Raw genomic sequence first — 24,559 nt, forward strand, 5'->3', positions numbered from 1 at the left:
CGAGCTGCCCTGAAATCGAATCTTCCCCCCAAACATCACCGCTGTGGCTTCCTCAAAAGGCCATTCGGTCAGCATGCAGTAACAAGCAGAGAGGATTCCCCAGTCAGATCCTCCGAGTTAGGATGCAGCAAAGTACGAGCCAGAAGCGCTCCCAACCCGCGAGCCTAACCCAGAGAGGACACAGTGGACCGTAACGAGAAGCTGAGGCAGAAGGAATACATCAGCCGGCATGTAAATGTATTGAATACCCGCCTCAAGGACTGGGAAGTTAGCTTCCTGGTGGACTTCATCGAGAGATACGACGCCGACTACCGAGGCCACAGCGAAACTCTCCGGCCGGTTGAAACGAAGGGCTTTGATAGAGGCGACACGTACAGGCGCCTGAGCACCATCAGCTATACCTTTACCGACGACATCGGCATTCACGAGGTCGATGAGGTCCATTATGATGATGGCCAAAACGACACATTCCCGAGCAACATCACGGACGCACGGGGCATCATTGCATGGTTCTGGAAGCGGCGCCCAGCTGAAGTACAGCGGTTCGCCGTGTAGCTACGGGCCGGGTGTGGCTGCCTCGACTACGGAACAATTTCCGCGGATACAACCCTCAGCCAGCCATCCGTGGTCTCGCCCTTCATGGTGGCCTCACCCATTTCCACTACCATGCGGACCTTTTCACCGTCGCGCCAGCCGGCAGTTTTCTTCTTGTCTACGAACACGGACAGATCCTGGGCTCCCCCTTGAGCCTTGAGCATCACTACGAACTCCCCGTTCACACCTGTCATCCAATACTTGGACTCGAACAGCTCACCGGTCAGCTCAAATCGGTCCCCGATCTTCATACCGCCCATCTTGGCTGAGTTGAGCTTGTCCAGCAGCTCATCGACGGTAATCGGTGTAGCCACAGGAGCAGCTGTGACAGTCAACGCTGACGGCGTGCTTGCCTCAGTTGGCGTCACTTGGGACGTAGTCGGCGTAGCTTGGGACGCAGTTGGAGTCGAGGCAGCCTCGGCAGAGCTGGTTGGCTCTTCTCTGCCCCCGAGCGCACTCATAACGAGTGACAGGGTGATAAGCAGACCGACCAGGCCGCCGCCGATCCCGAGCAATTTCCATGACATCGGGGGTTTCAGGCGCCTGAAGGTTAGCTCCGACCGCACCGTGCCCTGGGTCTGGGAGAGGAACTCCCAACCCTCTTGCTCCAACCTTGTTCTGGTCCTGGCCTCCATACCTCGAATGGTCTTCACTGTCTTGGTTATGTACTGCACTCCCGTAGTTGTCGCCACTCTGTTCCCCCTTGACCTAGGACGTCCGCATTCGAACTCCATCTGAGAGCTTAGAGTGGCTCAACTCAGTCTCCAATTCGTGTAAGCGGCATCGGATTGAAGCTGATTGATGTAGTTATCCGCGTCTCGGCTAAATTCCCCGTAAATGCCCAAGTTCTCTATGTTGCGCATAGCGAATTTCCCCTGTTGCTCTACGAGTCGTAGCTGCCCCTAGTTCGTGCTTCACGTCTTCACAGATGTCCTGGACGTGACGCAGAAGTTTTCCTGCCGCGTACAAAGCCTCGCCTAGCCTATCGACTGTGCCGTGGGAGCCCGTGTAGTCGGCTCATCGGTTTACGCAACCGAACAGAATCAGGGTCCTATTGCCCACAAAACCGAAGGACTTGCTCAAGATTCTAGAACTTCATAGAGCGCCGCCTGTACTCATTGGGGCAGCACACTCGGTCTCCGCAGAATGGCGATTACTAGCCTGTCCCCCGCGTCTGCAGAGCAGAGAAGAGGGGCTCCGCTAGCTGGCGGTGCCCCTCTTCTCCAGCTATGCATGGAAACTCAGGGCGTTAGCGCACGCGCGTCACGGAACCAGCCTGAGGAAGTCCTTGAACGTACGTCCGATCAGAAATGAGTAGCTTTTGGCGGTGACAGGACGTCTATCCTCTACTCTTACTGAACTTCCGCTTTTTCCTCACGGTCGATACCCTTGGCGGCAATCTTCATGTCCTCTATTAGGGGCTTCAAGTTTCGAGCCATCAGGTACAGATCTTTCTCCGGAGGTGCAGTAGCGGAACCATTGATGTACTCGGCTGCGCGATCAATGATGTACAGGGCATTTTCTGTCATATCGTTGCCCTCCATTCCGCGTCCGTTTAGCGTTGAGCGGAACTGCTCAATTGCTGGGCGCAATGTGCTCATAGAGGCTAGTGCAACCGCATGGTCGGAACCGGAACCGGTGGCCACCGCCAGCACTTTGTCCACGTGGAATCCAGTATCAGCTGGGAAAAGGCTCGAAACAGAGTTTGTCGAAGTCATGTTATTGAAAGTCCTTTTAGGGTTACAGGAGCAGGTACGTGCTCAGTAACCCTACTATCCGTAAATGCAAAAAAGTTCAAGAAAGTCTCAGAAACAGCTCACTGCCCTGTACTCGAATCGTAAGCGGCGCTTTGCGGTCATGCCGTCATCACCAGGAGGGACAGCGTCTACGATCGCGGGCCAAAGCTGGTTCTTGAGCAAGTCCAGCGGACATGCCAGCCGATTGCGCCCTGAGCATTCAGAAAGGTAGTCCGGCTATAGACCTGACCTCAGTGTCTCCGACAGACGCTGTACGCTGCCATAAAACGCCTTTGCCGCTTGGCGCAGCGTGCAGCGTCTCGCGCGGGACTGAGGCCTGAAGCAAACCTTAGCCTTCCGCAGCGAGCTGGGAACGAACTCGGACACCGACGGGGAAGTTGAGTCCGGTGCCCTATTCATTGCTCATCCGGCGGGCTCAGTGCCGCTTCTGAACGCAGCTCCGGATGTCGGCATGTCCGCGGCGCCGCATATCCTGTGAGGATGGACTTCACTTCCCTCCACCGCGCCATTGGTGCCGCCCCACAACCGTTGACGGATGAGTTGCTAAATGACGCAGTGGAAGCCGGCTCTGTCGAGATGCATGACCTTGACTGGAAGTCTCAGTTGCCACCGGTGAAGGGCTTGCCCCAGACGGACTTCCCCAAAGACGTGGCTGCCATGGCCAACAATGGTGGCGGGTTGATCGTCTACGGTGTGAACGAAACCCAGAAAGCCGCGACTGATCGCGTTGATGTGGGGGACATCGATGAGGGTTACGAAAGAGCCTTGCGTAGCGCTGCCATCACAGCAATCTCTCCGCCGGTATTTGGCCTAAAAGTCCACCGCCTTGGCACGAAGGCTGACCAGAACCGTGCCGTCGTCGTCCAGATAGCCGCCAGTGTTGACGGGCCTCACCTCATCTACAGGAACGAACTCTTCGGCGCTCCTATTCGTAACGACTCCGATACGGTCTGGATGAAAGAACGACAGATCGAAGCGATGTACCGGGCACGGTTCGATGAACGACGGCATGCGACCGACGCCTTGGATGCGCTGTTCAACCATGCAGCATCTGGGCGGAACACCGGTGACAGGGCATGGTTCATCGCCGTTGCTCACCCCCGCGTGCCCAAATTCCTGGAACGCCTGGACCGTGACGAGGCTCGTCTCACTCTGGAGAAGACTGAACGGCTGGCTCTGAGCTTTGCGGGTCCGACAGGCGTCCATCCCCTGCAGAATGTCGATCGACTCAACCCCCGCCCGGGCCTCCGGTGCTGGGTCGCTGCCAACACCGCAACGGGTGAGCGCGAATTGTGGAAGGAGGCATGGGCCAGCATTCACCACGATGGATCCGTAACTCTGGCCGCAGCAGTTGGGGGCCACCGGATGAGCATGAACGGCTACTTCGGTGGACATCAGGTGGAAGCCCGCGCCATTGAATGTGCTGTCGCTGATCTCATGGCACTAACGAGGACTACTGCAGAGTCGACGGGCAACGATGAGTACGACGTTCGAGTCGGGATCGAGTGGACCGGAGCGGAGCCTCTTAGGATTCTCACCATCGACGGCTCGAAATTCGTCTACGACGGGGTGTCCACTCCGTTGCACCGCTTCGTTCCCGTGGAGACAAGCGTGAGCGCCCGGGAATCGGATAGTGGATTCTACCGGGCTGTCTATGATCTGGCACGCGATTGCGTCAACCAAGGCGGCATATCGAACCTTCAACTAATTTCATCCCCCGACTGACCGTGGCGGACTACGGCAGTACGAGGTAAGCCCGCAATAGGCGGGCAGCAACCGTCACCGCTGGCCCATCCCGTCGTCCCCTGGACATCAACCCCCGGAACTGGTGCCGAGCCAGGGGGAACTTACTCTACGCCGCCGGTTCGTTCGGCCCGCTAATCCCTGCCCGGGACCTGCGGCACGATCCGCTGCAGGAGCGCATCGTGTGCCTTTTGCAGGGTCTCTGCCCGCGCCTCGGCCTCTGGCAGCCTGACCCCAGCCTCCGCTGAGTCGGCGCGGGCCTGGAGTTCGGCCGTTCTTGGCTGCTGCAACTGCGCCACCAGTTCCGCGGCCTGGTTTTCCAGCGAGGCCTTCCTGGCCCTGAGCTCGTTGACGGCTGCGTCCTTCTCGGCTGTGACCTTGTCCAGGTCAGCGACGAGTTCGGAGATCTCCACGCCCAGATCCTTCTTCTCCTGGACCAGACCCCTTCCGTTGCCACGTGCCGCTCGTCGGCGGCTGCGGACGCTTCGGCCCAGCAGGCTCCCGCCAGGCGCGCTGGCTGCTCCAGCAGCACGGCCGGCGTCGCGGCTGGTTTCCCGCGGCCTGCTTCTCCTCCATCCACTCCCTCAGGTAGCGGGTAGCGTCGCCGTTGCTGACCTCGGCGGCTGCGCGAACCGTCGAGACGGTAGGTCGGCGCTCAGCACTGATATGGGACGTCACGGAGGAATTGAGCCACACAACTGTTGGCGGTCCAGACCAACCTGTGGCGGGAGCCGTGGGTCCAACGAAAGCAGATTGCGCGGCGATGGGTAGAGATACCGACCGATTCGACGCAATTCTCGCGGAACCTGCGCGGCAACACATGCGTGGAGACCCACAGTGACGCGGGGCCGGGCGATAGCCTTGTGGTTAGCATGATTTGGCTATAGCAAGCTGGCCTCGCCCTGTTTGCGAGACTCTGGAGGGCGTGCCATGGAGTGGGCAATCGTATTCAAAGCTCTGGGACCGCTCGCCGGTCGCGCTGTAGCTGCTGCCGCGCCAAGTCTCTTTAGGTCATGGCAGGTCGCCTTCGAAACGAAAAAAAGAGCAAAGAAATCGGGAATCCGCGTCAAGTATTTCGCGCTTCGCAGCTTCATAGACGATCGGCGGATTTTCGAGCTCTTCGACAAACCGTCGTCCGAGGGCATGGATGCCGTGGCTCCAGCACTTCGAAACTGCATCCGACAGCACAGTCAAGGTGAACCGGAAACTGTAACCGCGTTGCTCGCCATCATGGCGACTGCCTACGTGCACAGTCTGCCGCCATCCCAGGCGTCACGCTTTGAGGGTGAAACCACACGAAGGCATGTCACCAGCGAGGTGTCGAAGCTCCATGAGCGCAACGCCGAGACCCGAGACTTCGAAGCCAAGTGCGACCAACTGAATCCCTTTCGAGCAGAAGAGGCGCGGCGGATCCTTCCACAGTGGTCCGCACTTCCGCGGGCGGTCGCAGCGATTGTCACGGCTAACGACCGAACGCAGCTCTTTGAAGACTGGCTGGCCAACAGGCCGGGGTGGCTGGTAGACGCCCCGGCGTCCGCGCTGTGCTGGCTATCCTCAGCTGCCCAGGACTATGGTGCATCGCACGCTGCCCAGGAGCTTCTCGGCGAAGCCATCGCTGCCGGCGCCTCCCCCCGTTCGTACTGGAAGGCCAAGGCTGCCCTCGCGTCACCCCTCTCCCAGGACGAGGCCGAGGAGCAGCTAGGGCAGGCCCGAGATCATCCGCTCGGGGCCGCATTGTGGGCTGACCTTCACGGAGACCAAAACGCAGCCATCGACCAAATCCGGACATGGGAACCGACGTCGCAAGAAGATCAGGCGACGAAGAAACTAATCCTGGCGCAGCTACTTTCCTCAACCAACGACATGGACCGCGCCATCGATGCGGCCGTCGAAGGGTACGACCAGCATGGCAGTCCGGGCTGCGCTCTTTACGCTGCCAAGTTGCTTGTCGGCAGAGGATCTCTCCGACAGCACCCGAACTTTATGAGGGACCTTGCCAGAGGGCTCGAACTTGCAGGCGCTGTGCGGACGTCCCGGCGCGCTTGGGGAGGCGACAGCTCCGAAGCCGTTCTGACGATGATCAGCGCCTACAGGCTCCTGGGTTCTCCAGAGCAGGCCTGGAGAACGGGAACAGCAGCGCCTGAAGGATCGGCAACGACGAGCGAATCGGCCGACGTCCGGGTGCTAACGGAGACCGCACGTACAGCAGCGGAGCTCGGAATGGCCCAGCGGGCCAACGACCTGATTCCCCTTATCCCGGCAGGCTCCGCAAAGGACCAAGTGGAAGCGCTTCTAGCTGAGGCAGAGTCTGGTTTTGAATCGGCTATCCCCAGGTGGACTAAAGTTCTGACATCAACTTCGGATCCCATGGACGCCCTTAACATCGGATTGCGGCTTGCCCATCACGGGCAAGCCGTTGATTGGCCGGCGTGGATCACGAAAGATTATTCCTCAGATGCCGCGGACATCGACCTTATTTCCGCGCTCTTTCGTGAGGTTCCTGGCGCTCTACCCAAGGCACGGGCAAGGGCAGCCACGTCTCGCCAGGTCTTTCACGGATTAATGTCCTTCCACGTTTCCCGTGAGGAATACTCCGCGGCCGCCGACGTGGCTGAGACCGGAGGAGGTCGATGGAACGACCCTGAGGCGTGGCTGAGGGCTGCGGAGATCCACCTGAAGGCTGAAGACCGGGATCGTGCAATGGAGGCCGCCGAGCAGGCCATCCGGGTCGGCGGAAGGGCGTGGCTGCGGGAAAGAAACGCTCGGATGATTCTCATCGAGATCCGAAGTGCAAAGGGTCAGTGGGACAAGGCACTCATCGAGGCCACTCGGCTCCTTGAATCTGAGCCTGACGAAGACTCAGCAAAATGGGCGTTTCTGACGTGCCAGTTCATGACCTCGGACTATCAAGGAGCCTGGGACAGCTTCGTCCGACTGGGAGCACCCAGCCCACGGACGCCTGATGACTCCAGGATCTGGATGCAGTTGCACTCCCGATACGCCCCTGGCCCGGAATACCTTGACCAGGCCGTGCTTCTCGCCGAACGGTGGCCGGAAAACGAGCGCCTGCGGGCCGGGATCGTGATCTCCATGATGCATTCCGATGCGAAACCAAAAACAGACGACCAGGTAAGGCAGTATAAGGGACTCCTTGCCAACTTCATCGCTGACTTTCCGGACAGCTCACATATCCGGGCTGTGAGTGTAGACGAGAACAACCCCTTCGAATCAATCAAGGCGATGCTGCCCGAACCGGCAGGCCGGGACGAGGCTCTGCAACCCATTCTCAAGGGTGAGTTGCCGCTGGGGCTGGCAACTCACTTGTCCGGCAAGAGCTATGCGGAAGTTTGTCTAGTCCGAGGTGCCGGCAAGGTCTTCGCGGGTAACCCGATTAATCTCGACAATGAGGTCGACGTTGTCATCCAAAATTTGGATAAGCGGGTGGTCATTGACACGACGGTGCTCAGCACATTCGCGCTTCTCGGAGCAGACTTAGCTAGGGAGTGGCTGGGACTATTTTCGTCCGGGGTCATACCTACCGAAGCAATCCACGATGCGCAGAGTGCCGTGCTTAGTCTTTCCGCCATGAGCACCGCTACGATCGGGATAGACAAAGCCTCGGGTGGGCCCAGGATTCACGAGATCTCCGAGAAGGAAGCAGCGTCCCGCCTGGAGCGCGCCATTACCCTGCTGGCTATTGGCAGGGAGCTGGTCACCGTCCCACACGCCGAAATCACCGAACTTCCCCGGTTGAAGTCCACGGCGCACGAATTTCAGTGGATGCTGTCGCTGGATCTGGCCAAGATGCTCGATCTTCCCTTCTGGTGCGATGACCGGGTGCTTCGTAACGTCGCTGAATCGACGGGGGTGCAGTCGTTCGGAACTCCGGCGCTACTGGAAGCATTGCGCAGGAAAGGCCTGGTAGGCGTGAGTACCGTCGAGGCATACGAAGCGACGCTTGTGCACCACTATTACACTGGCATCCGTTTTGATCCTTCTGTAATGGATCTTGCCGCCGAACTGGACTCATGGCGTCCGTTGGGTACAGCAGCAGCCATTTCGGAATCGGGACCCACGACGTCCCCGGAACAGCAGATCAGATTCGTTCTCCGGGCACTGCGGCACTGCGCCGGCGATCCGGAAGCGGTGCAGATCTGGGTTGGGTCTATTGCGTCATGGTTAAATGCTGTCTCCCCGGATACAGCTACGGCAGCTAGCAACCTCCGCTTCTGGTTTTCGACCCTCCTACAACAAGAATGGATCAACTCAAGCTCGCTGCCCCATGTACTCGCAGGTCTGCGTTCGGCAGGGTCGGAGAAAACCGATCTCGCTGTTCTCGTGCCTGAAGTACTTGGTCAGTTGTACGCAGACGTGGCGGAGCAAACCAATCACGTAGTAGCCGCTGAGTACGTCCGAGAGCTAACCCGGCTGGCCCCTGCCGAAGACAGGTCGGGAGTTCTTCAGCGCATCATTGCTCTCTAAGTCAGGTTTAGTCGCTATATCTCAGGGCGATTCAAGGGGTCAGCGCAAGACTGGAGCAGCTCAGGTACCTTGGCGGACCGCCGAGCCTAGGTTACCTTCCCTCGGCTGTGGTTTAACAGCCAAACGAAGTTGACAGTCACACCCCGCGAATCTGGAACCAAGCGGTCTTAAGGAATGACGAGTAACGAGGAGGGTTGGGCGTCGAACTAGCCAGCCGGTCTGGCGAGTCCAACTCCACACCATAACTGACATAGTGGGTATCCGGTTATCTCAGGTAGGCTCGGCAGATGGCCAGACCAGACTTCCCGCGGACGATCCTGGAGTTTCAGGCCAGGTTCGGCGATGAACAGGCCTGTTTGGACTACATGTTCGCGTGTCGCTGGCCCGAGGGCTACCTTTGTCCTCGCTGCAAGGGGCAGGTTGCGTGGCCCGTTGCCTCACGGCGGCTGTGGGAGTGTGCTGCCTGTCGCTACCAGGTCTCGCTGACCGCGGGAACGGTGCTCCACAAGACCCACACAAAACTGCATTTGTGGTTCTGGGCGGCCTACCTGATGACGACGGGAACAACGGGGATCTCCGCGCGACAGTTGCAACGCCAACTCGGACTGACCCGGTATGAGACGGCCTGGACGATGCTGCACAAGCTTCGCCGCGCGATGGTCAACCCCGAACGCACTCTGCTGACCGGTGAGGTCGAGGTCGACGAGTGTGAGGTCGGTGGCCGCGAGACCGGGCGCCGGGGCGGTAGGAACCTCACAGCCAAAGCCGTGCAGGTGGTAGTCGCGGTAGAGGCGCGTGGTCAGGGTTCCGGACGGGTGCGGATGAGGATCATCCCGAACGCATCAGGCGACACGTTGAGCACGTTCGTCAAGGAGACCGTGGCTCCGGGCGCCATCGTCCACACCGACGGGTGGATGGGATACACGCCGCTGACCCGAAAGGGCTACGACCATCGCCCACGCTCCCAGCGGGCCGCCAAAAAGGCCGGGGACCCGGATCCGGTACTTCCCCGTGTGCACCGGGCTATCAGCAACTTCAAAACCTGGTTAAGCGGCACCCACCGCTCCGTGGGTAGTGAACACCTGCAGGTCTACCTCGACGAGTTCACGTTCCGCTACAACCGGCGCAGCACCCCGATGGCAGCCTTCCAATCGCTGCTCGGCCTCGGGGCACAGCAGGCCCCGGCCACCTACCGCCAAATCGTCTCCCACGGCGCGGATCCGGACCCCACCACCTGAGCTAACCGGATACCCACTACTGACATTATGGTGTGGGTTTAGGCGTTTGAAATAATCGATCGCGGCGGGCCATCTGACACGCCTGGCTTGTAGCCTTCGAAGAAGGTCAACCTAAAGAAAGGCCTACAGCATGTCATTCGACCCCGGAACCCGGATGGTGAACAACAACCACGATTGTGACGGCACGGTGAATATGCTGCGCGGACAACGAGTCATGTTCACGGGCAAAACGTTCTATCGGGGAGAACACCGACAGCGAAAAGACCTTGAGAGGGATATTCGTCTGAAAGGCGGATTCCCACAGCACGGGACACGCAACCAGAGCGCCACCCTACTCATTCTCGGTGGGCTACATCCGGATGTCGTTATCGATAGCAGGAATACGCGCAGCCAGACCTTGGTGTTTGTCGACACGCAAGCTGAACGAGGCAATCACATTTGTATCGTGGATGATGCTGGCTACGAATTGCTGATCAATGATCGTCCGGCCCCTTGCATTCAACACAGCCGGCCAACACGCTTCAGCCGGTGACCTACCGCACGCAGGCGTACTACGGCCATGACACCGCCAAGACTCAGAAGCGCTGTGTCGCGACCGAGAGTTGCTGCGTTCCTGACGGACACGCACGTCAATCGACCCTGACGCTGGACCTAGCAGCCACTGAAAGAAGGTTGAATGGAGGCTAAGACATGCCGGTTCACCATCAGTGGCGGACCGGCGGGGAACATTCAAGAGAAACTGGGTACGACTTGAGCAAGCACGCATCATTCATCTGGGGAATCGCCGACATGTTGCGGGGCAACTTCAAGGCGCACCAGTACGGCGACTTCATCCTGCCTTTCACGGTGTTGCGTCGCCTGGATTCCGTCCTCGCTGAAACCAAGCCCCAGGTCCTCTTGGCCGTCGCCGACGCAACCGCCAAGAACCTCCCGATCCGCCCCGCCCTGCTCAAGGCCAAGGCCGGACACACCCATTCCTTCTACAACACCAGCCGCTACGACCTCTCCACCTTGGTCGGAGACGCGGAGAACCTCCGCGAAAACCTCCTCGCCTACATCAACGCGTTCTCCGAGAACGTGCGCGATATCTTTGTGAAGTACAAGATTGAAGACCGCATCGAAGAGCTCGGGGACAATAACCTGCTGTTGCTGGTTGTGCAGCGCTTCGCTGACGTCGACCTGCACCCGGGGCATGTCTCCAACGCCCAGATGGGCCACATCTTCGAGGAACTCATCCGCAAGTTCGCCGAAGCCTCCAACGAAACCGCCGGTGAGCACTTCACCCCGCGCGAAGTCATCGAACTCATGGTGGACCTTTTGTTTGAGAACGACGATGCGGCCCTGCGAGACGGGGACATCGTCCGCTCCGTGTACGACCCGACCGCCGGCACAGGCGGCATGCTCTCCGTGGCCGAAGACCACCTCACCGTAATGAATCCCAAGGCCCGGCTCACCCTTGCCGGCCAAGAACTCAACGCCCAGTCCTACGCGATCTGCAAGGCCGACATGGTCATCAAGGGCCAGTCCGTGGACGCCATCGTCAACGACGACACTCTTCTCTATGACGGGCACGCCGGCAGCACGTTCAACTACTGCCTTTCCAATCCGCCCTTCGGCGTGGACTGGAAAAAGCAGGAAAAGACCGTCCGAGAAGAACATGCAGAGAAGGGTTTTGCCGGCCGCTTCGGCCCGGGCCTGCCCCGTGTCTCAGATGGCTCAATGCTCTTCCTGCTGCACTTGATCTCCAAGATGCGCGAACCGGCCAAGGATTCCGCCGGCGGACGTGCGGCCATTGTCCTGAATGGTTCCCCTTTGTTTACCGGTGGCGCCGGATCCGGTGAATCCAACATCCGTAAATGGATCCTGGAGCGCGACTACCTCGAAGCCATTATCGCCTTGCCGACCGACATGTTCTACAACACAGGCATCAGCACCTACGTTTGGGTGCTCTCCAAGGAAAAGTCCCCGGAGCGCCGCAACAAAGTGCAACTGGTTGACGGTTCCAGGCTGTTCCGCAAGATGCGCAAGGGTCTGGGTTCCAAGCGCAACGAACTCGGCCCCGAGGACATCAAGGCCATCGTGAACCTCTACGGCGACTTCGCGGTCACAGACCAGTCGAAGATCTTTGACACCACAGATTTCTTATATCGCACCGTAACCATCGAACGCCCCCTGAAGCTGAACTTTGCCACAACGCCCGACCGCATCGATGTGACTCTGGCAGCCAAGGCCTTCGAAAAACTCACAGCCGTGACCCTGACCGGCCTGCGCACCGCACTGGAATCCATAGACCCAACCGTGCTCTGGAAGAACCGCGAGGGGTTCACTAAGGCCCTGAGGAAGCAGCTGAAGACCGCCGGAGTCGAACTCAGTGCACCCCAGTTGAAGGCGCTCATTGGCGGTCTGTCAGAGCGCGACGACACTGCCGACGCCTGTGCCGGAGCCAAGGGCAAGATCGAGCCTGACGCCGACCTGCGCGACACCGAAAACGTCCCCTGGAACCAGGACATCCACGCCTACATCGAACGCGAGGTGAAACCCTTCGTGCCCGATGCATGGATCGACGAGGGGAAGACCAAGGACGGCTGCGAAATCCCCTTTACTCGTCACTTTTACCAGTACGTGCCACCTCGGCCGCTGGAAGAGATCGACTCGGACCTCGACGCAGTGCTCGGCCGCATCCGTGCACGACTCGAGCAGGTTAAAGCATGACACTGAAACCCTACCCGCAGTATAAAGTGAGTCATTCCCCGCTTCTTGGAGATCTACCAAGTCACTGGGAAGTTGCCAGGCTGCGATCCGCTCTCAGCATCAAGAAGGAGATTGTCGGAGATTCATGGTCGGATCACCTACTGCTGTCCCTGACACTGCGGGGCGTCATTCCGCGCGATATGGAGAATATCTTTGGTAAGCTCCCTGCAGATTTCACCACGTACCAGCGCGTACAACGCGGCGATCTAATCTTTTGTCTCTTCGATGTGGAAGAAACGCCGCGGACGGTAGGGTGGGTACCCCAAGACGGAATGCTAACTGGCGCCTATACCGCAGCAAGCTCAACTCCGAATTTTGATTCAAATTACGTTGCCTACCACTTTCTTTCATACGACCAACGTAAATCGCTGCGCGGGTATTACGCGGGTCTGCGAAACACCATCCGTTCCGCGGATTTCGCAAACATACCGATCTCTTTTCCGCCCTTCGAAGAGCAGCAAATGATCGTTGACTATCTGGATCGTGAGCTGGCTGAGATTGATGCGTTCATCGCCGATCAGGAAGAACTCATCGCGCTTCTCGGAGAACGCCGTACAGCAACTGTCACGCGAGCAGTCACCAAAGGTCTCCATGCGGACGCCCCGTTGAAGGAGAGCGGATTTAGCTGGCTTGGAGGCATCCCTTCCCACTGGGAAACTCGCAAAATTAAAGCTTTTGTTTCTACCCCGATCACTGACGGACCACATGAAACTCCTGAGATCCTTCCATCTGGGGTTCCTTTCGTGTCCGCAGAGGCAGTCTCTTCTGGAACTATCAACTTTGATAAAGTCCGGGGTTTTATTTCAGCGGCAGATAATCTCCGTTTTTCTCAGAAGTACGTACCCCGGCGAAACGATATCTACATGATCAAGTCCGGGGCGACGACCGGAGTTTGTGCCATTGTGGATACTGATATCCAGTTCAATATTTGGTCGCCACTCGCGGCAATCCGCTGTAATGAACAGACATCGCCTCGTTTCGTGCTCCACGCTTTAAGGTCCATGAATTTTCAAGAATCGGTGCGACTCTTTTGGAATTACGGTACACAGCAAAACATCGGAATGCAGGTACTCGAAAACCTTCCGATTCCCTACCCAGATCTAGTAGAGCAAGCCTCCATAGCTGAGTATCTTGACCTGGAATGTTCCGAAATCGATGCTGCGATTGCCGATGCGCGTGAGGCCATTGCGTTATCGAAGGAGCGCCGTGCCGCGGTGATCAGTGCTGCGGTGACAGGGAAGATCGATGTCCGCCGCGCCCTGGCGCCGGCTTCAAACGATTTGGAGGCTGAGTCTGTTGGCGTTGCATAACGAGATCGAGTTCGAGAACAGCATCTGCGACCACTTGGCCGCCCACGGCTGGCTCTACTCCCCCACCGATGATGGCTACGACGCGGAGCGGGCCCTCTACCCGGACGACGTGTTCGGCTGGCTGGAGGACACCTCACCGGAGGAGCTGGCCAAGGTCCTGAAGCCCGGGCTGAACCCGACGATGCTGGCCAAGGCCAAGCTCCGGGTGCTGGACCGCCTGGCATCTGTGATGGGCACCGATCCTTTCAATGGAGGGGGCACGCTAAACGCGCTCAAGAAACCTGTCGGCGTGACCCCGGCAACGCTGCGGTTGTTCCAGCCCAAGCCCGCCGACGGGCTGAATCCTGCCACAGTGGAACGCTACGGGGTCAACAGGTTGAGGGTGATGCGCCAGGTCCACTACTCCCAGGCGAACAACAAGTCCCTGGATTTGGTGTTCTTCCTCAACGGGATACCGGTGGCCACGGTCGAGCTGAAGACGGATCTGACCCAGGACGCCGAGGCCGCGCTGAAGCAGTACCGGCAGGACCGCAACCCCAAGGGCGAACCGCTGCTGTCCTATGGCCGCGGGGCTCTGGTGCATTTTGTGGTGTCCAACCAGGAAGTGCACATGACCACGAAGCTGGAGGGCCCATCAACCCGGTTCCTGCCGTTCAACGTGGGCAAGAACAATGGGGCCGGCAATGCCGAGCGGGAAGGAACTTCCCCGACCGCCTACTTCTGGGAAGAGCTCCTGGAGTCCGAGGCGTGGTTGGCCGTGATGGGCAAGTTCATCCATTACCGCTTCGAGGAAGACAGTGATCCGATCACCGGAAAGAAGTCCTTCAAGGCCTCAACCCGGTTCCCGCGCTACCACCAGTGGCGCGCCGTCAACGCCCTGACGAGCGCAGCCCTGGCCGAGGGGCCCGGGCACAACTATCTGATCCAGCACTCGGCCGGCTCCGGGAAGACCGACTCGATCGCGTGGACCGCCTATCGGCTGGCTTCCCTGCACCGCGCCAACGGGTCCAAGGTCTTTGACGGAGTCATCGTCATCAGCGACCGCACGGTGCTGGACGGGCAGCTGCAAAAGGCCATCGAGCAGTTGGAGACCGTCGCCGGCGTGTTCGCCCCGATCACCCGCGGCTCCGAAGGCTCCAAGTCAAAGCAACTGGCCGAGGCGCTGCTCAAGGGCCGGCAGATCATCGGCGTGACCTTGCAGACCTTTCCCCACGCGCTGGAGGAAATCCGGGCCAACAAGGGCCTGGCTGGGCGCACCTATGCGATCATCGCCGACGAGGCCCACTCCTCCCAATCCGGTGAGGCGGCCACCTCTCTGAAGAAGGTCCTCACCACCATAGGGCTGGAGGAGGGCGAGGACATCAGCACCGAGGACGTGCTGGCCGCTGAAATGGCAGCCCGTGCCGGGGCCACCATGAACATGTCGTTCTTCGCCTTCACCGCCACCCCCAAAGCCAAGACGATCGACCTGTTCGGTCGCCCCGATGCGAACGGGAACCTGCAGGTCTTTGACCTGTATTCGATGAAGCAGGCCATCGAGGAAGGCTTCATCCTCGACGTGCTGCAGAACTACACCACCTACGAGATGGCCGCCCGGATCGCTCAGGCCGACCAGGACGCCGCGGAGCTTGAGGTGGATCGCGACCAGGGCGCCAAGGCGCTGATGCAATGGGTCAGACTGCACCCGCACAACATCGCCCAGAAGGTCGCGATCATCGTGGAGCATTTCCGCGAAAACGTCGCCCATCACTTGGCCGGCCGGGCCAAGGCTATGGTTGTGACCTCATCGCGAAAGGAAGCTGTCCGCTACAAACTCGCCATCGACAAGTACCTGCAGCTCAAGGGGTACCAGATGGACGTAGCCGCCCTGGTCGCGTTCTCCGGCGAAGTGACAGATCCCGTATCCGGACACAACGGGTTCACCGAGCACACCATGAACGCCGGGCTCAAGGGCCGGAGCTTGACCAAGGCCTTTGGCAGCGACGATTACCAGATCATGCTGGTGGCCAACAAGTTCCAGACCGGGTTCGACCAGCCGCTGCTGGTAGGCATGTATGTCGACAAGAGGCTCTCAGGTATCGCCGCGGTGCAGACCCTCTCACGGCTGAACCGGGTGATACCGGGCAAGGACAAGACCTACGTGCTGGATTTCGCCAACGACCCGGGCACCATTCTCGAGGCCTTCCAGACCTACTACGAGGACGCGTCCATCCAGGAGGCCTCCAACCCAGACATCATCCACGACATGATCATGAAGCTGGATGCCGCGGGGATCTACAACGACCGTGACGTGGAGCTGGTGGCCGCGAAGTGGGTCGCCCAGCGCAACCACAACGGCCTGGTTTCGCACCTGCAGCCGGCCATCGACGTGTTCCACGACCGCCACAAGAATGCAACGCTTAACCACAACACGCTGGAACTTGAGCAGCTCGAGGAGTTCCGGAAAACCGCGGGGACCTTCAACAAGTCCTACGACTTTTTTTCGCAGATCATCGACTATGGAAATACCCGCATCGAGAAACTTGCGATCTACCTCAAGCTGCTTTCCAAGGCCCTGCAGACCAGCGCCACGGGCAACAACCTCGATCTCTCCGACGTCGTGCTCACCCATTACGCCCTGAAAAAGCAGGAAGCCCAGGACCTGAAACTTATCGATGGTGAAGGCAAGGGACTCAAGGGGCTCACGGCCGTGGGCTCCGGCGTGGTGCGGGAGAAGACCGTCGGCACCTTTGGGGGGCTGATCGAGCAGATCAACAAACTCTTCGAAGGCACCGGGATCAGCGACGAAGACCAACTAAACGTCTTTGAATCCGTCCTGCGCCATGCCGAATCCCATGAGCAGCTGCAGCGCGAGGCGGTTGCCAACGGCGCCACGGACTTCAGCTCCTCCCCGACCCTGACCGAGACCGTAGAGGAAATTATTTACACCGCGGGCGATGGCCACCAGAAGGCCACCAACGTGCTGCTGGAACTGGGCGGCCCGGAGAAGATCGTCGAGGTCCTCCTCGCGGCCGGGCTGCAGGAACGGCTGCGGGAACGGGCCCAAATCGACGCCATGGCCAACGACTAGATATTCCAAGATGGAATTTGTCTTACACAAATCCTCCGGCCGTAACGCTCGAGGGGTGTTGACTGGGTCTAAACTCGGACTTTTTGACTGCCTCTGGGAGCTTGCCGGCCCTTTGGTTTCCGGACTAAGGCGCATTCTTGATCAAAGCTGTTGTGCCCAAATCAGATTGGCATTGTCACGAGTGGGCACTGGTGGTTTCGGATGCGTTGGCGTTTGAGCCAGCTGTCCAGGACAAACACATCGTCGCTGGCAGGCTAGTACACACTGGGACGGCAACCACGCTTCACCTCGAGTGCAGCGCACGGCTCCGCTCGTCTGTCCCACCGGTCAGCGTTCTCGGACCATCCCTGCCATGCTTCGGGCCCGGGTCTGAGTCATTGGGGTGCTTGGAGAGACCAACGATGCCAGTGTATTGAACCGCCGGTCTCATCGTGACGGATCTGCCTCCGTGCAGGTATTAGACAATCATGCGCGTCTCCCTGTGGCAGGTCCGGGCGATGCGCGCCGGCTCGGCACCCTCAAGAGACAGCTGCATTCATTCATGACCTGGCTCCACCAACATCTACGCTAGTAAGTTGTGCCCGCCGTGGATGCGACCGCCCCAGTTAGAGTTTGGTTCTTGTTTTCCTGCGACAAACGCACTCGAGACCAGTTGCCGAAACAGGCGCACTGGTGCGTAAGCGACGGGCGGACCGACATGCCCGCAAGAGATCCGGAGTACTCATGTCTGAGGGGCTGCTGAATTCGTCCCCTGCGTGCTGGCGCCAGAGAAAGCTCCGGAATCGAGAGACGGAGCGGCCGCGGCTGCCCCTGCCGGAGCCGCCGGAGTCGGCGCGGTTGCCGGAGCCGGCGGAGTTGGCGGAGTTGGGATCATTTTAAAGTCACGCTTTGCGAACCAAAATGGTGGTTTGCGCTCCGGGCCAATCGACACTGCGGGGGTCTCATCCGGGTGTTTTTCCGCAACATGCTTTGTGTAGTTGTATCCGACTAGCAAGGAGAACAGCAGGACAAGGGCAGCTCCGCCATACAGCCAAGACAGGGGATCAGGGAAATTAGTGAAATGCAGCACCCAGACAACAAACGCGGTTAGCACGGCAACCGAGAGTGCGAACGTCACAACCACCTCGACTTTTTCAACCTGTTCTTTTGCCTTCCGACTACCCGCAATAGGCCCCGTCGCTTTAGGCACCACTTTCAGGAGAGATTTGATGACCGCACTCACCACAACTAAAAAAAGGAGTACGTGACCAGGGGCCCCGATGGCTTCCAAAATTTCTTTCATTTTTCCTCACATTCGTATGCGATCTACAGTAATCATGGCGTGGTTAGAAAGTGCGACAAATCCGTGACTCATACTGAGTCGACACACGACGGCACAGAGGCAAGAAGAACCCGCGAGTGCTGTCGCCCGCCCCAGCCGTAATTGGCCAAGCGACTTCTTTCAAGAACAAGCCCCAGAAATGTCGAGAGGGACGCGGCCAACGCCCATGATTCCTCCGTTAGCAGCGAAAATGTCGAAATTCCCCACCGTTTCATCTCGGAAGCGAACTCCAATTAGGGGAGTTTTCGCTCGTTGCCTTCGAACCTCGGATAGTCTACCGAGCTACACCTGTGGAAGCGCGACAGTCCACTGTATCGACCAGAAGATCATCATCAGCTCCGCCTAGTGACCAATGAATCACGTGACTTTACGGTCGAGCAATTGGCGGCCCCCATCATGGACAGGTGCATCGCCGACGGCGACGTCTTAGGTTCAACTGTCCGGCGAGGGCGGCGTTTAGCCGCGAAGCGAAGATCTCGCGAGGCAGAGTGCCAAATACCTGATCCTTATGTGTCAGGTTCTACGTCCTGCGGCTAGTCACTTCACTGATTCGATAGTACGGCCTGACGATCGACGGCAGCTTGGCCAGTTGCTGCACCATTGAGGAAGTTTCACGGTTCAGCTGCTCGTCGAGGGTGACTTTCAGCCGTGCAGCGAGGATTTCGCGGTGCAACGTGGCGAACACCTGCTCCTTGCGCGCCGGGTCGTCTCCTCGGGGGTCCCCATGAGGTTCGTCCTCGTTGCTTCCCTTCTCTCCGGATACCGGCGGATCGTTTGCTGTGCCAGGCCGGCTTGATACTCGTTCAGAAGAGTCCCCGATCAGCGGTCCACTCTCCTCCTGCCGGGCGACGTCCCGGAGTTGCTCCAGGAGACGCCGGATCTCTTCGTCCCGCATTTTCGTGCAGGACCCTTCCCAGACAGCATCGAACAGCAACTTTTCCTCGGAGCCGGCCAGATCACTCCTGGCCAGAACCCCGAGGATCCCGACGCCGTAGGAGTACATCGTGTCGTTGGTCGAGGCAGTGGCATTCAGGGCCCACTGTGCGCGCCTCCACCATTCGGTCATGGCGTCACTGTCACGCGTCCGCCACAGATTTCTCGCGTCACTTGCCACGTTGGGCTTGGAAGCACTCTCTTGACGTCTCAGGTTCCGCAGTCCGACCACGGTGACCACGATGGCCGTAGCCAGAAGAACGATGGGCGCGAATGCTGCGCCGTATGTCCACCACCCTGGATCGCGTGATGAAAGCCCCTCCAGGGCAGCAACAACCCTGTCGGTAATCTCCTGCATCTGCTGATCATTCATCGCACCCCACCCCATATTCACTCCGTCCAGGAAGTGCCGGCGCTTCCTCATCAAGAACTCTGGCTATTGCCCGGAAGGCTTCAGGATCCAGCAGACCGAGGGCTTGGGCGGCGTAATGTCGCACCTCCGCGTGCCTACTCATCCGGGCTTGTTCAAGGTTGGCTTTGACTTGATGGGGCAGTTCCCCGTCCTCTTGGAACAGGTATTGCGGAGCTATATCGAAAACAGTGGCGAGAGCAAGCAGTGCCTCTTCCGGGACCGCCTGTTCTTTGCCGCTCTTGAGCAGGGACCACCGGGTCCGTGAGATGTAGTAGCCGGCCTCTTCGTGAGCGGCATCACGTATCGCAGGGTAGTCAAACGGCTGACCAGATTCGGTCCTGATGGTGTCCAGCAGAAGATTTATCTTGCTGGCCAGTGTTTGCGCCCGCCGCAGCCCCGCAGCACGCTGTCGGGAAAGATCAACCTCGTTCACCTATGACTCCAAGTCTTGGCGGCAGAAACGGCAGACGACTCCCGGCGCACTGTCGGACCCTGGGCAGGGCCGCGGCATGGCTTTCACGTCTGCTCTTCAATCCCGATTTTCCGTTTCCAGGATCTGCTGTTGCTCTCTGGCCCTAAGTCGTTCTGTGACCAGCTGGGGCGGCGTGGAGTGCCCCCGAAGACCCTCTGCGTATGTGACAGAGAAGTCAGGGTAGTTCCATAGGGCCTGGACCGCCAGCGTAAGGATTTGTCTCGGGGACAATGGTGAACCGGCGGGCGACGTCCACGAAGGCAGGTCCTCGCCTTCATCGTCGGGCAATGGTGCAATACCGCTTCCGTCACCGATCTTTCGGCATGCTCGCTCCAGGACTCGCAGTTCTTCGGTGACCAGACGCAGCGCCTCTCCTACGGCCATGTCGGAGTCACGAAGGTCGAGACGCACATTACACCTACAAGCATGTTGCGGACCCGTTCTAACTGTCCCGCCGCACCGGCAAGGGATTGGATCAGTTCCGGGAAAGTGCACTCGATCGCTGCAGGCAACGCTTTGGATAGTTCTGGTTCCTCGGGGAATTCCCAGCGTCGGACGTGCTTGTAGATGCGGGTCACTTCGCAGGAGAGATCACCTTCCCGGTCCTGGTTCTGAACCTCGGCGATGAAGTTCATCACCGTTTCGTCCTCCGCTGCGGCCATCTCCCGCATGAGGAGATTGAGAAGTTCCTCGCGTGGGAACAAGCCTTTCCGGTATTCATCAAGGGAATTTTTCATATATAGGAAGCCGGTGTCCGGAATTTCTTGCATAATCAAACCATAGCCATTTCGGAGCGCCGCTTCAGCAATCCAATTCATTACAGATTCGCGAGAAAAATATGCAGATCGTGTGATTTTATGGTCGTTTACCAGCGGAAAATCCCGTTCTAGCCATGACTCTATGGGGCTGATGCGATCCAGGCCTATTGGCTGGTAAACCAAAAGAATCGCGCAAAATATGGCGCCTTTATATTTCGACTTTTTGATCGATCCCGCGGGTGTGTCGCACGCGCGTGAAATCGAGCGCCCACCTGGTTGACGCGGCCGCCAACGGCTACAAGTTCAGGACGCCTGAGGCCCAGAAATGGTCAGCAGCGGGTCACTGGTGGTCACATAGTGGCCATAACTGGGACTTCCCCCACCGCTATCCCGCGTCCCGCTCACAATTGGCCCACTTCGGGGCTGACGTTGGAGACTATCTGACCAGCCAGTCCGAAGCGGACCAACCGTGGGCGGATCTCGGCCAGAATGTGCCCGAATGGTCCGAACTGATCCCGGGTATCGAGGCCTAACTGCCACCTCGCTCTCCAGGTCCCGGTGACTCTGCAATCCCTTCTGAATCAGTGACGATCGTGAATTTAGTTTCGTTTCGTTAGTTTCGTTTCGTTAGTTTCGTTCCATGCGTTGGTTACGTAAGTGAGTTGGTGAAGTTCAGATCCCTGAGTTCTCATACGCGCGCATGTAGAAAATTAAGGTCTAGAACATCACTAACGTCACCAGTCTCTCCTTGAGCACTCGGTCAATTTGGCTAACCCGGCCGGAGCCGGCAGTTCCTGACTCTAAGTACCTCGGGTGGGGGTGTTTGGTTGCCGTGGAGTATCGGAGTAACGAGGGAAAGCTGGGAAAGTGTGCACGGCGGCCCACTTCCCAACCTCTTTATTAGCGTCTGGGTTCCGGATATTTCCCGCAGCCCCAGGATCATTCACACCTGCGTGCGACAGGTGCGGGCCTTGCTACAGGGAGCGGTCGTCTTTATCACCAGGTTTCCCTTCGTCTTCGATCAGAGCCAAGGCGCGCTTGTGCTCTGGCATCCTGACAACCGACACACGCTTCACAGCTGGAGTACGTGCCACAGTCGGCTCTCTCAGGCGTTCTGGAGCCACGGCAGGTTCTCGTGCATAGTCAGGCGGCTCCGGCGCTGAAACAGGCTCAGGGCATTCGTCATCGTCATCCAGCACCAAATTAAGACCGACAATCACATCATCCCTCCATGAACTATCGGGCTCCGGGGCCACCGGCGGGACTATGACGCTCTCTTGAACCACACCAGGCTCAGGAACGACCAGCAGCGGCCCTGTACGTCCCTGTGGGGCTCTGGCTCTCACTGGCTTCGCAGCTACAACCGGCTGCTGCCATGCCTTGACCTTGGCGCCCTGGTTGCGTTCCACCATGGGCACCGTGGCTTCGCGGCCGAAGGACACCCCCAGTCCTCGGACTCCCAGCGATCGTGCCTGGCGCGCCTTTCCGTCGGCGTCGATAAACCCGTAGGAGAAGTGCTTCTCCTTGCCACGCTCCCGCAGCTCGACGCGGCGAGCAGCGAGCCGGTCCCGGAAATCATCCACTGACACGGCCCGCTGCTGCTCCTCGGAGATGATCAGCTTGAGGTCGTCACGCCAGACATATTCACCCTGCTCGCGCTTGGCACGATCATCCTTGGTCACCTTTTCTGACGGCGCTGCCATGAGCGCCTTGTTGTCGTAGGCCGTCAAACCCAGGCTTTGCATAAACTCCATATCGGCCAGCAATTCGTCGTTGACGTGCGCCAGACGGTGCCGGTTTCCCATCGCCGATGAGAACGCGCGCCCAGCGGGGCGCTCCTCACGTACCTCGATCAAGCCATCAGGACTATCCCCTTTCATCAGTGCAAGCTTGTCGCGGAATGAGTTATTACGCGGCTTCCGCCGGTAGACCAGTTCGGCGTCGCGGTCTGAGACATTGGAGACGACGATGTGGTTGTGCAGCAGACCAGACTTACCGTCGCGCTGCGTTACGACAAGCACTTGATGGCCGGGGAAAGTACGTCGTGCGAGCTCCAGTCCGAGCTCATGAACACGCTCCGCGGATGCCAGTTCATTCATGTCGAATTCTTCCCGGCTGAATGACTGAACGACGGAGTAGGCCTGTCGCATGATGCTCTGCTGGCTGCGCACGGCCCGAGTGATCGCGAACGCTTTCGCCGCGATCGGAGCGAAGCAGCCGATCCCCGACGCGAACACATAGCGGCGGTCTCCACTGCCGTCATGCGCCGCGCCATTGAGTACGTAGTTGCACAACCGCGAGGAACTCGTGGTTGCGGTGATGGACGTTACTGCCATGAGTCATCCTCCAAAAGCTCAGCAAGCCCGAGCCGGCTCATGATCTGCCCAGGCTTCTTTTCGAGCGCCCACTGGGCACTCGAAAATTCCCGCTGACAGGCGCGGAGCGCCTCGCCTGCTTCCGCATCCACGGCTGCACCGGCGTTAACCCTTCTTGCAATTTGGTTGAGCAATACACCCTGCCTGTCGAGCGACCGAGACAACAGCCCAAACGCACGCACAGCGTCGTCCAGATCCGCGCGCAATTCCTCGATAACCGGCGAGGCATTAGCCTCTGCCGCACCGCCGTCGGCGCGCCTAAGCATGAGCCTGGCCGCCTTGGATGCAGTCACGCCAAGCGTGTCTGCGACGTGCTCGACCAACTTCCTATCCGTGTCCGTCAGCCGCAAAGACATGACGTGTTCCGCCCGCTCCTTCGGTATCTTCGTTTCCTTCGTCATCTCATCTCCCTTGTATCGGTTTCCACCCGTCACGTGTCCAGTTGCTCCTCACTGTCCCTTCGGTAATTGGGGTGAGTAGCAACTGGACTGGCAAGCATCGATTTTGTAGTCATTTCGCTTCGCTCATTCCTACTAAATCGGCTTGCCAGGGGCCGGGGCTTCGCCCCGCCCCTGGACCCCAACCCCTTCTACGCGACAGCGAAATCAGCGATCAGTGCGTCGAAGATCGCGTTGCGATTCTTCGCTGACCAATCGCTGCCCAGACGCTCCGCCGCGACCCTGCGCAGCACCATGAGCTCCTGCTCTTCGCGAAGCTTGAGCTTGCGTTTCCGCAACAGTTCTTCGGCCTCGGCTACACGCTTCGCGGTGGAACGCACAGATTGCTTTTCGCGACGCTTTGCGGGACGCGTGCCACTCTCCTCAATAGGTTCCGTGCGTCCAGCCGCCGACGCGATGGTGGTGTTCTCGAATGTGTCCATGATGTGCCTCCTTGGCAGTGTTTGGAGTTGTTGATGTGTCTCTCCTTGGGAGAAATCGGAACCCTGCTGATCACGCTGCGACAACGGCGCCATCCGCACCTAGGACCACACTGCTGGCCCGTAGCAAGCGGTCGTATTTGTCGCCACTAAAGCCGCGCTGATCTGCAATCCAAGTCAGAGCGGCTGTCAGAGTTATCCCCGTCCTTACCCTGAGTTTCATATCTAAGAGGTCCGGTGTTGTTCGGCCTGCTTCGATGTGCGCCATCCTGCAATCCTCGGCAAGCCGCTTCAGGGTAATGATGTGATTTGCGTACAAGAGCGGGTCCGCTTCACGCACCTCCCACAGCGCCAAATCCCCGCTGAGTACTCCTAGGTGCGTGGGTCAGAAATGACAGGCCCTAATTCTTAAAACGCCGACAGAATAACCATGTCCTCGTAGGGGCGGCTGGGAGAATCGTGGGCA

General features: G+C 58.9%; 19 protein-coding genes. 9 read left to right on the forward strand and 10 right to left on the reverse strand.

Going from position 1 to position 24,559, the window contains the following annotated elements; translation table 11 throughout:
* Positions 1-183 precede the first annotated feature (183 nt).
* Positions 184-555, forward strand: coding sequence for a hypothetical protein (locus ABIB27_RS14725; protein WP_354254144.1), 372 nt, complete (start codon positions 184-186; stop codon positions 553-555).
* Positions 556-581: 26 nt separating this feature from the next.
* Here the strand turns inward: ABIB27_RS14725 and ABIB27_RS14730 are convergent, their stop codons facing one another.
* Both ABIB27_RS14730 and ABIB27_RS14735 read right to left on the reverse strand, forming a co-directional pair.
* Positions 582-908: a hypothetical protein gene (locus ABIB27_RS14730; protein WP_354254145.1), complete on the reverse strand. Its 327-nt coding sequence runs from the start codon at positions 906-908 to the stop codon at positions 582-584.
* A 1,038-nt stretch (positions 909-1,946) separates the two neighbouring features.
* On the reverse strand, positions 1,947-2,312 hold the full coding sequence (locus ABIB27_RS14735; protein ID WP_354254147.1) for a hypothetical protein: 366 nt from the start codon (positions 2,310-2,312) through the stop codon (positions 1,947-1,949).
* 519 nt (positions 2,313-2,831) lie between these two features.
* On the opposite strand from ABIB27_RS14735, the gene ABIB27_RS14740 reads away from it, so the two are divergent.
* Positions 2,832-4,076 (forward strand): AlbA family DNA-binding domain-containing protein, encoded by a 1,245-nt coding sequence (locus ABIB27_RS14740; RefSeq protein WP_354254149.1) that lies wholly within the window; start codon positions 2,832-2,834, stop codon positions 4,074-4,076.
* 152 nt (positions 4,077-4,228) lie between these two features.
* Here ABIB27_RS14740 and ABIB27_RS14745 read toward each other — a convergent pair whose 3' ends face one another.
* Entirely contained in the window at positions 4,229-4,507 is a 279-nt protein-coding gene (locus tag ABIB27_RS14745; RefSeq protein ID WP_354254151.1) for a hypothetical protein, read from the reverse strand.
* A gap of 517 nt (positions 4,508-5,024) precedes the next feature.
* Between ABIB27_RS14745 and ABIB27_RS14750 the strand changes: the two genes are divergently transcribed.
* The 6 genes from ABIB27_RS14750 (at position 5,025) to ABIB27_RS14775 (ending at position 16,945) form a co-directional block, all read left to right on the forward strand.
* Entirely contained in the window at positions 5,025-8,576 is a 3,552-nt protein-coding gene (locus tag ABIB27_RS14750; RefSeq protein WP_354254153.1) for a tetratricopeptide repeat protein, read from the forward strand.
* A gap of 287 nt (positions 8,577-8,863) precedes the next feature.
* Positions 8,864-9,814, forward strand: a complete 951-nt coding sequence (locus ABIB27_RS14755; protein ID WP_354254155.1) for an IS1595 family transposase — start codon at positions 8,864-8,866, stop codon at positions 9,812-9,814.
* Positions 9,815-9,944: 130 nt separating this feature from the next.
* On the forward strand, positions 9,945-10,346 hold the full coding sequence (locus ABIB27_RS14760; protein ID WP_354254156.1) for a hypothetical protein: 402 nt from the start codon (positions 9,945-9,947) through the stop codon (positions 10,344-10,346).
* A 218-nt stretch (positions 10,347-10,564) separates the two neighbouring features.
* Positions 10,565-12,526: a type I restriction-modification system subunit M gene (locus ABIB27_RS14765; protein WP_354254158.1), complete on the forward strand. Its 1,962-nt coding sequence runs from the start codon at positions 10,565-10,567 to the stop codon at positions 12,524-12,526.
* Positions 12,523-13,875 carry a restriction endonuclease subunit S gene (locus ABIB27_RS14770; protein WP_354254160.1) on the forward strand — a complete coding sequence of 451 codons (1,353 nt, stop codon included), beginning with the start codon at positions 12,523-12,525 and terminating at the stop codon, positions 13,873-13,875. Before ABIB27_RS14765 ends, ABIB27_RS14770 begins: the two co-directional genes overlap by 4 nt.
* Positions 13,862-16,945, forward strand: a complete 3,084-nt coding sequence (locus tag ABIB27_RS14775) for a type I restriction endonuclease subunit R (RefSeq protein WP_354254162.1) — start codon at positions 13,862-13,864, stop codon at positions 16,943-16,945. The genes ABIB27_RS14770 and ABIB27_RS14775 overlap by 14 nt, the downstream gene beginning before the upstream one ends.
* A 721-nt stretch (positions 16,946-17,666) precedes the next feature.
* Here the strand turns inward: ABIB27_RS14775 and ABIB27_RS14780 are convergent.
* From ABIB27_RS14780 to ABIB27_RS14795, 4 genes are all read right to left on the reverse strand, one after another.
* Positions 17,667-18,227: a hypothetical protein gene (locus tag ABIB27_RS14780; protein WP_354254164.1), complete on the reverse strand. Its 561-nt coding sequence runs from the start codon at positions 18,225-18,227 to the stop codon at positions 17,667-17,669.
* A gap of 559 nt (positions 18,228-18,786) precedes the next feature.
* Positions 18,787-19,572, reverse strand: coding sequence for a hypothetical protein (locus ABIB27_RS14785; RefSeq protein WP_354254165.1), 786 nt, complete (start codon positions 19,570-19,572; stop codon positions 18,787-18,789).
* Positions 19,565-20,044 carry a hypothetical protein gene (locus tag ABIB27_RS14790; RefSeq protein WP_354254167.1) on the reverse strand — a complete coding sequence of 160 codons (480 nt, stop codon included), beginning with the start codon at positions 20,042-20,044 and terminating at the stop codon, positions 19,565-19,567. The genes ABIB27_RS14785 and ABIB27_RS14790 overlap by 8 nt, the downstream gene beginning before the upstream one ends.
* Positions 20,045-20,457: 413 nt before the next feature.
* Positions 20,458-20,901: a hypothetical protein gene (locus ABIB27_RS14795; protein ID WP_354254169.1), complete on the reverse strand. Its 444-nt coding sequence runs from the start codon at positions 20,899-20,901 to the stop codon at positions 20,458-20,460.
* Between the two features lie 194 nt (positions 20,902-21,095).
* On the opposite strand from ABIB27_RS14795, the gene ABIB27_RS14800 reads away from it, so the two are divergent.
* Positions 21,096-21,374, forward strand: a complete 279-nt coding sequence (locus ABIB27_RS14800; RefSeq protein WP_354254171.1) for a hypothetical protein — start codon at positions 21,096-21,098, stop codon at positions 21,372-21,374.
* A 441-nt stretch (positions 21,375-21,815) separates the two neighbouring features.
* Here the strand turns inward: ABIB27_RS14800 and ABIB27_RS14805 are convergent, their stop codons facing one another.
* The 3 genes from ABIB27_RS14805 to ABIB27_RS14815 all read right to left on the reverse strand — a co-directional run bounded on the left by ABIB27_RS14805 (position 21,816) and on the right by ABIB27_RS14815 (position 24,096).
* A complete protein-coding gene (locus ABIB27_RS14805) occupies positions 21,816-23,177 on the reverse strand; it encodes a relaxase/mobilization nuclease domain-containing protein (RefSeq protein WP_354254172.1) in 1,362 nt (453 codons plus the stop codon).
* On the reverse strand, positions 23,168-23,617 hold the full coding sequence (locus ABIB27_RS14810) for a hypothetical protein (RefSeq protein WP_354254174.1): 450 nt from the start codon (positions 23,615-23,617) through the stop codon (positions 23,168-23,170). The genes ABIB27_RS14805 and ABIB27_RS14810 overlap by 10 nt, the downstream gene beginning before the upstream one ends.
* 188 nt (positions 23,618-23,805) lie before the next feature.
* Complete coding sequence (locus tag ABIB27_RS14815) at positions 23,806-24,096, reverse strand: hypothetical protein (RefSeq protein ID WP_354254176.1); 291 nt, start codon at positions 24,094-24,096, stop codon at positions 23,806-23,808.
* Positions 24,097-24,559 lie beyond the last annotated feature (463 nt).

Source organism: Arthrobacter sp. UYEF21 (assembly GCF_040546085.1).
Lineage (GTDB): Bacteria > Actinomycetota > Actinomycetes > Actinomycetales > Micrococcaceae > Arthrobacter.

Excerpts from the sequence above, each read along its gene's own strand:
- ABIB27_RS14815 (WP_354254176.1), bottom strand. The coding sequence starts at position 24,096 with ATGGACACATTCGAGAACACCACCATCGCGTCGGCGGCTGGACGCACG.
- ABIB27_RS14755 (WP_354254155.1), top strand. The coding sequence starts at position 8,864 with ATGGCCAGACCAGACTTCCCGCGGACGATCCTGGAGTTTCAGGCCAGG.
- ABIB27_RS14760 (WP_354254156.1), top strand. The coding sequence starts at position 9,945 with ATGTCATTCGACCCCGGAACCCGGATGGTGAACAACAACCACGATTGT.
- ABIB27_RS14810 (WP_354254174.1), bottom strand. The coding sequence starts at position 23,617 with ATGACGAAGGAAACGAAGATACCGAAGGAGCGGGCGGAACACGTCATG.
- ABIB27_RS14795 (WP_354254169.1), bottom strand. The coding sequence starts at position 20,901 with ATGAATTGGATTGCTGAAGCGGCGCTCCGAAATGGCTATGGTTTGATT.
- ABIB27_RS14735 (WP_354254147.1), bottom strand. The coding sequence starts at position 2,312 with ATGACTTCGACAAACTCTGTTTCGAGCCTTTTCCCAGCTGATACTGGA.
- ABIB27_RS14740 (WP_354254149.1), top strand. The coding sequence starts at position 2,832 with ATGGACTTCACTTCCCTCCACCGCGCCATTGGTGCCGCCCCACAACCG.
- ABIB27_RS14770 (WP_354254160.1), top strand. The coding sequence starts at position 12,523 with ATGACACTGAAACCCTACCCGCAGTATAAAGTGAGTCATTCCCCGCTT.
- ABIB27_RS14785 (WP_354254165.1), bottom strand. The coding sequence starts at position 19,572 with ATGAATGATCAGCAGATGCAGGAGATTACCGACAGGGTTGTTGCTGCC.
- ABIB27_RS14750 (WP_354254153.1), top strand. The coding sequence starts at position 5,025 with ATGGAGTGGGCAATCGTATTCAAAGCTCTGGGACCGCTCGCCGGTCGC.
- ABIB27_RS14780 (WP_354254164.1), bottom strand. The coding sequence starts at position 18,227 with ATGAAAGAAATTTTGGAAGCCATCGGGGCCCCTGGTCACGTACTCCTT.
- ABIB27_RS14805 (WP_354254172.1), bottom strand. The coding sequence starts at position 23,177 with ATGGCAGTAACGTCCATCACCGCAACCACGAGTTCCTCGCGGTTGTGC.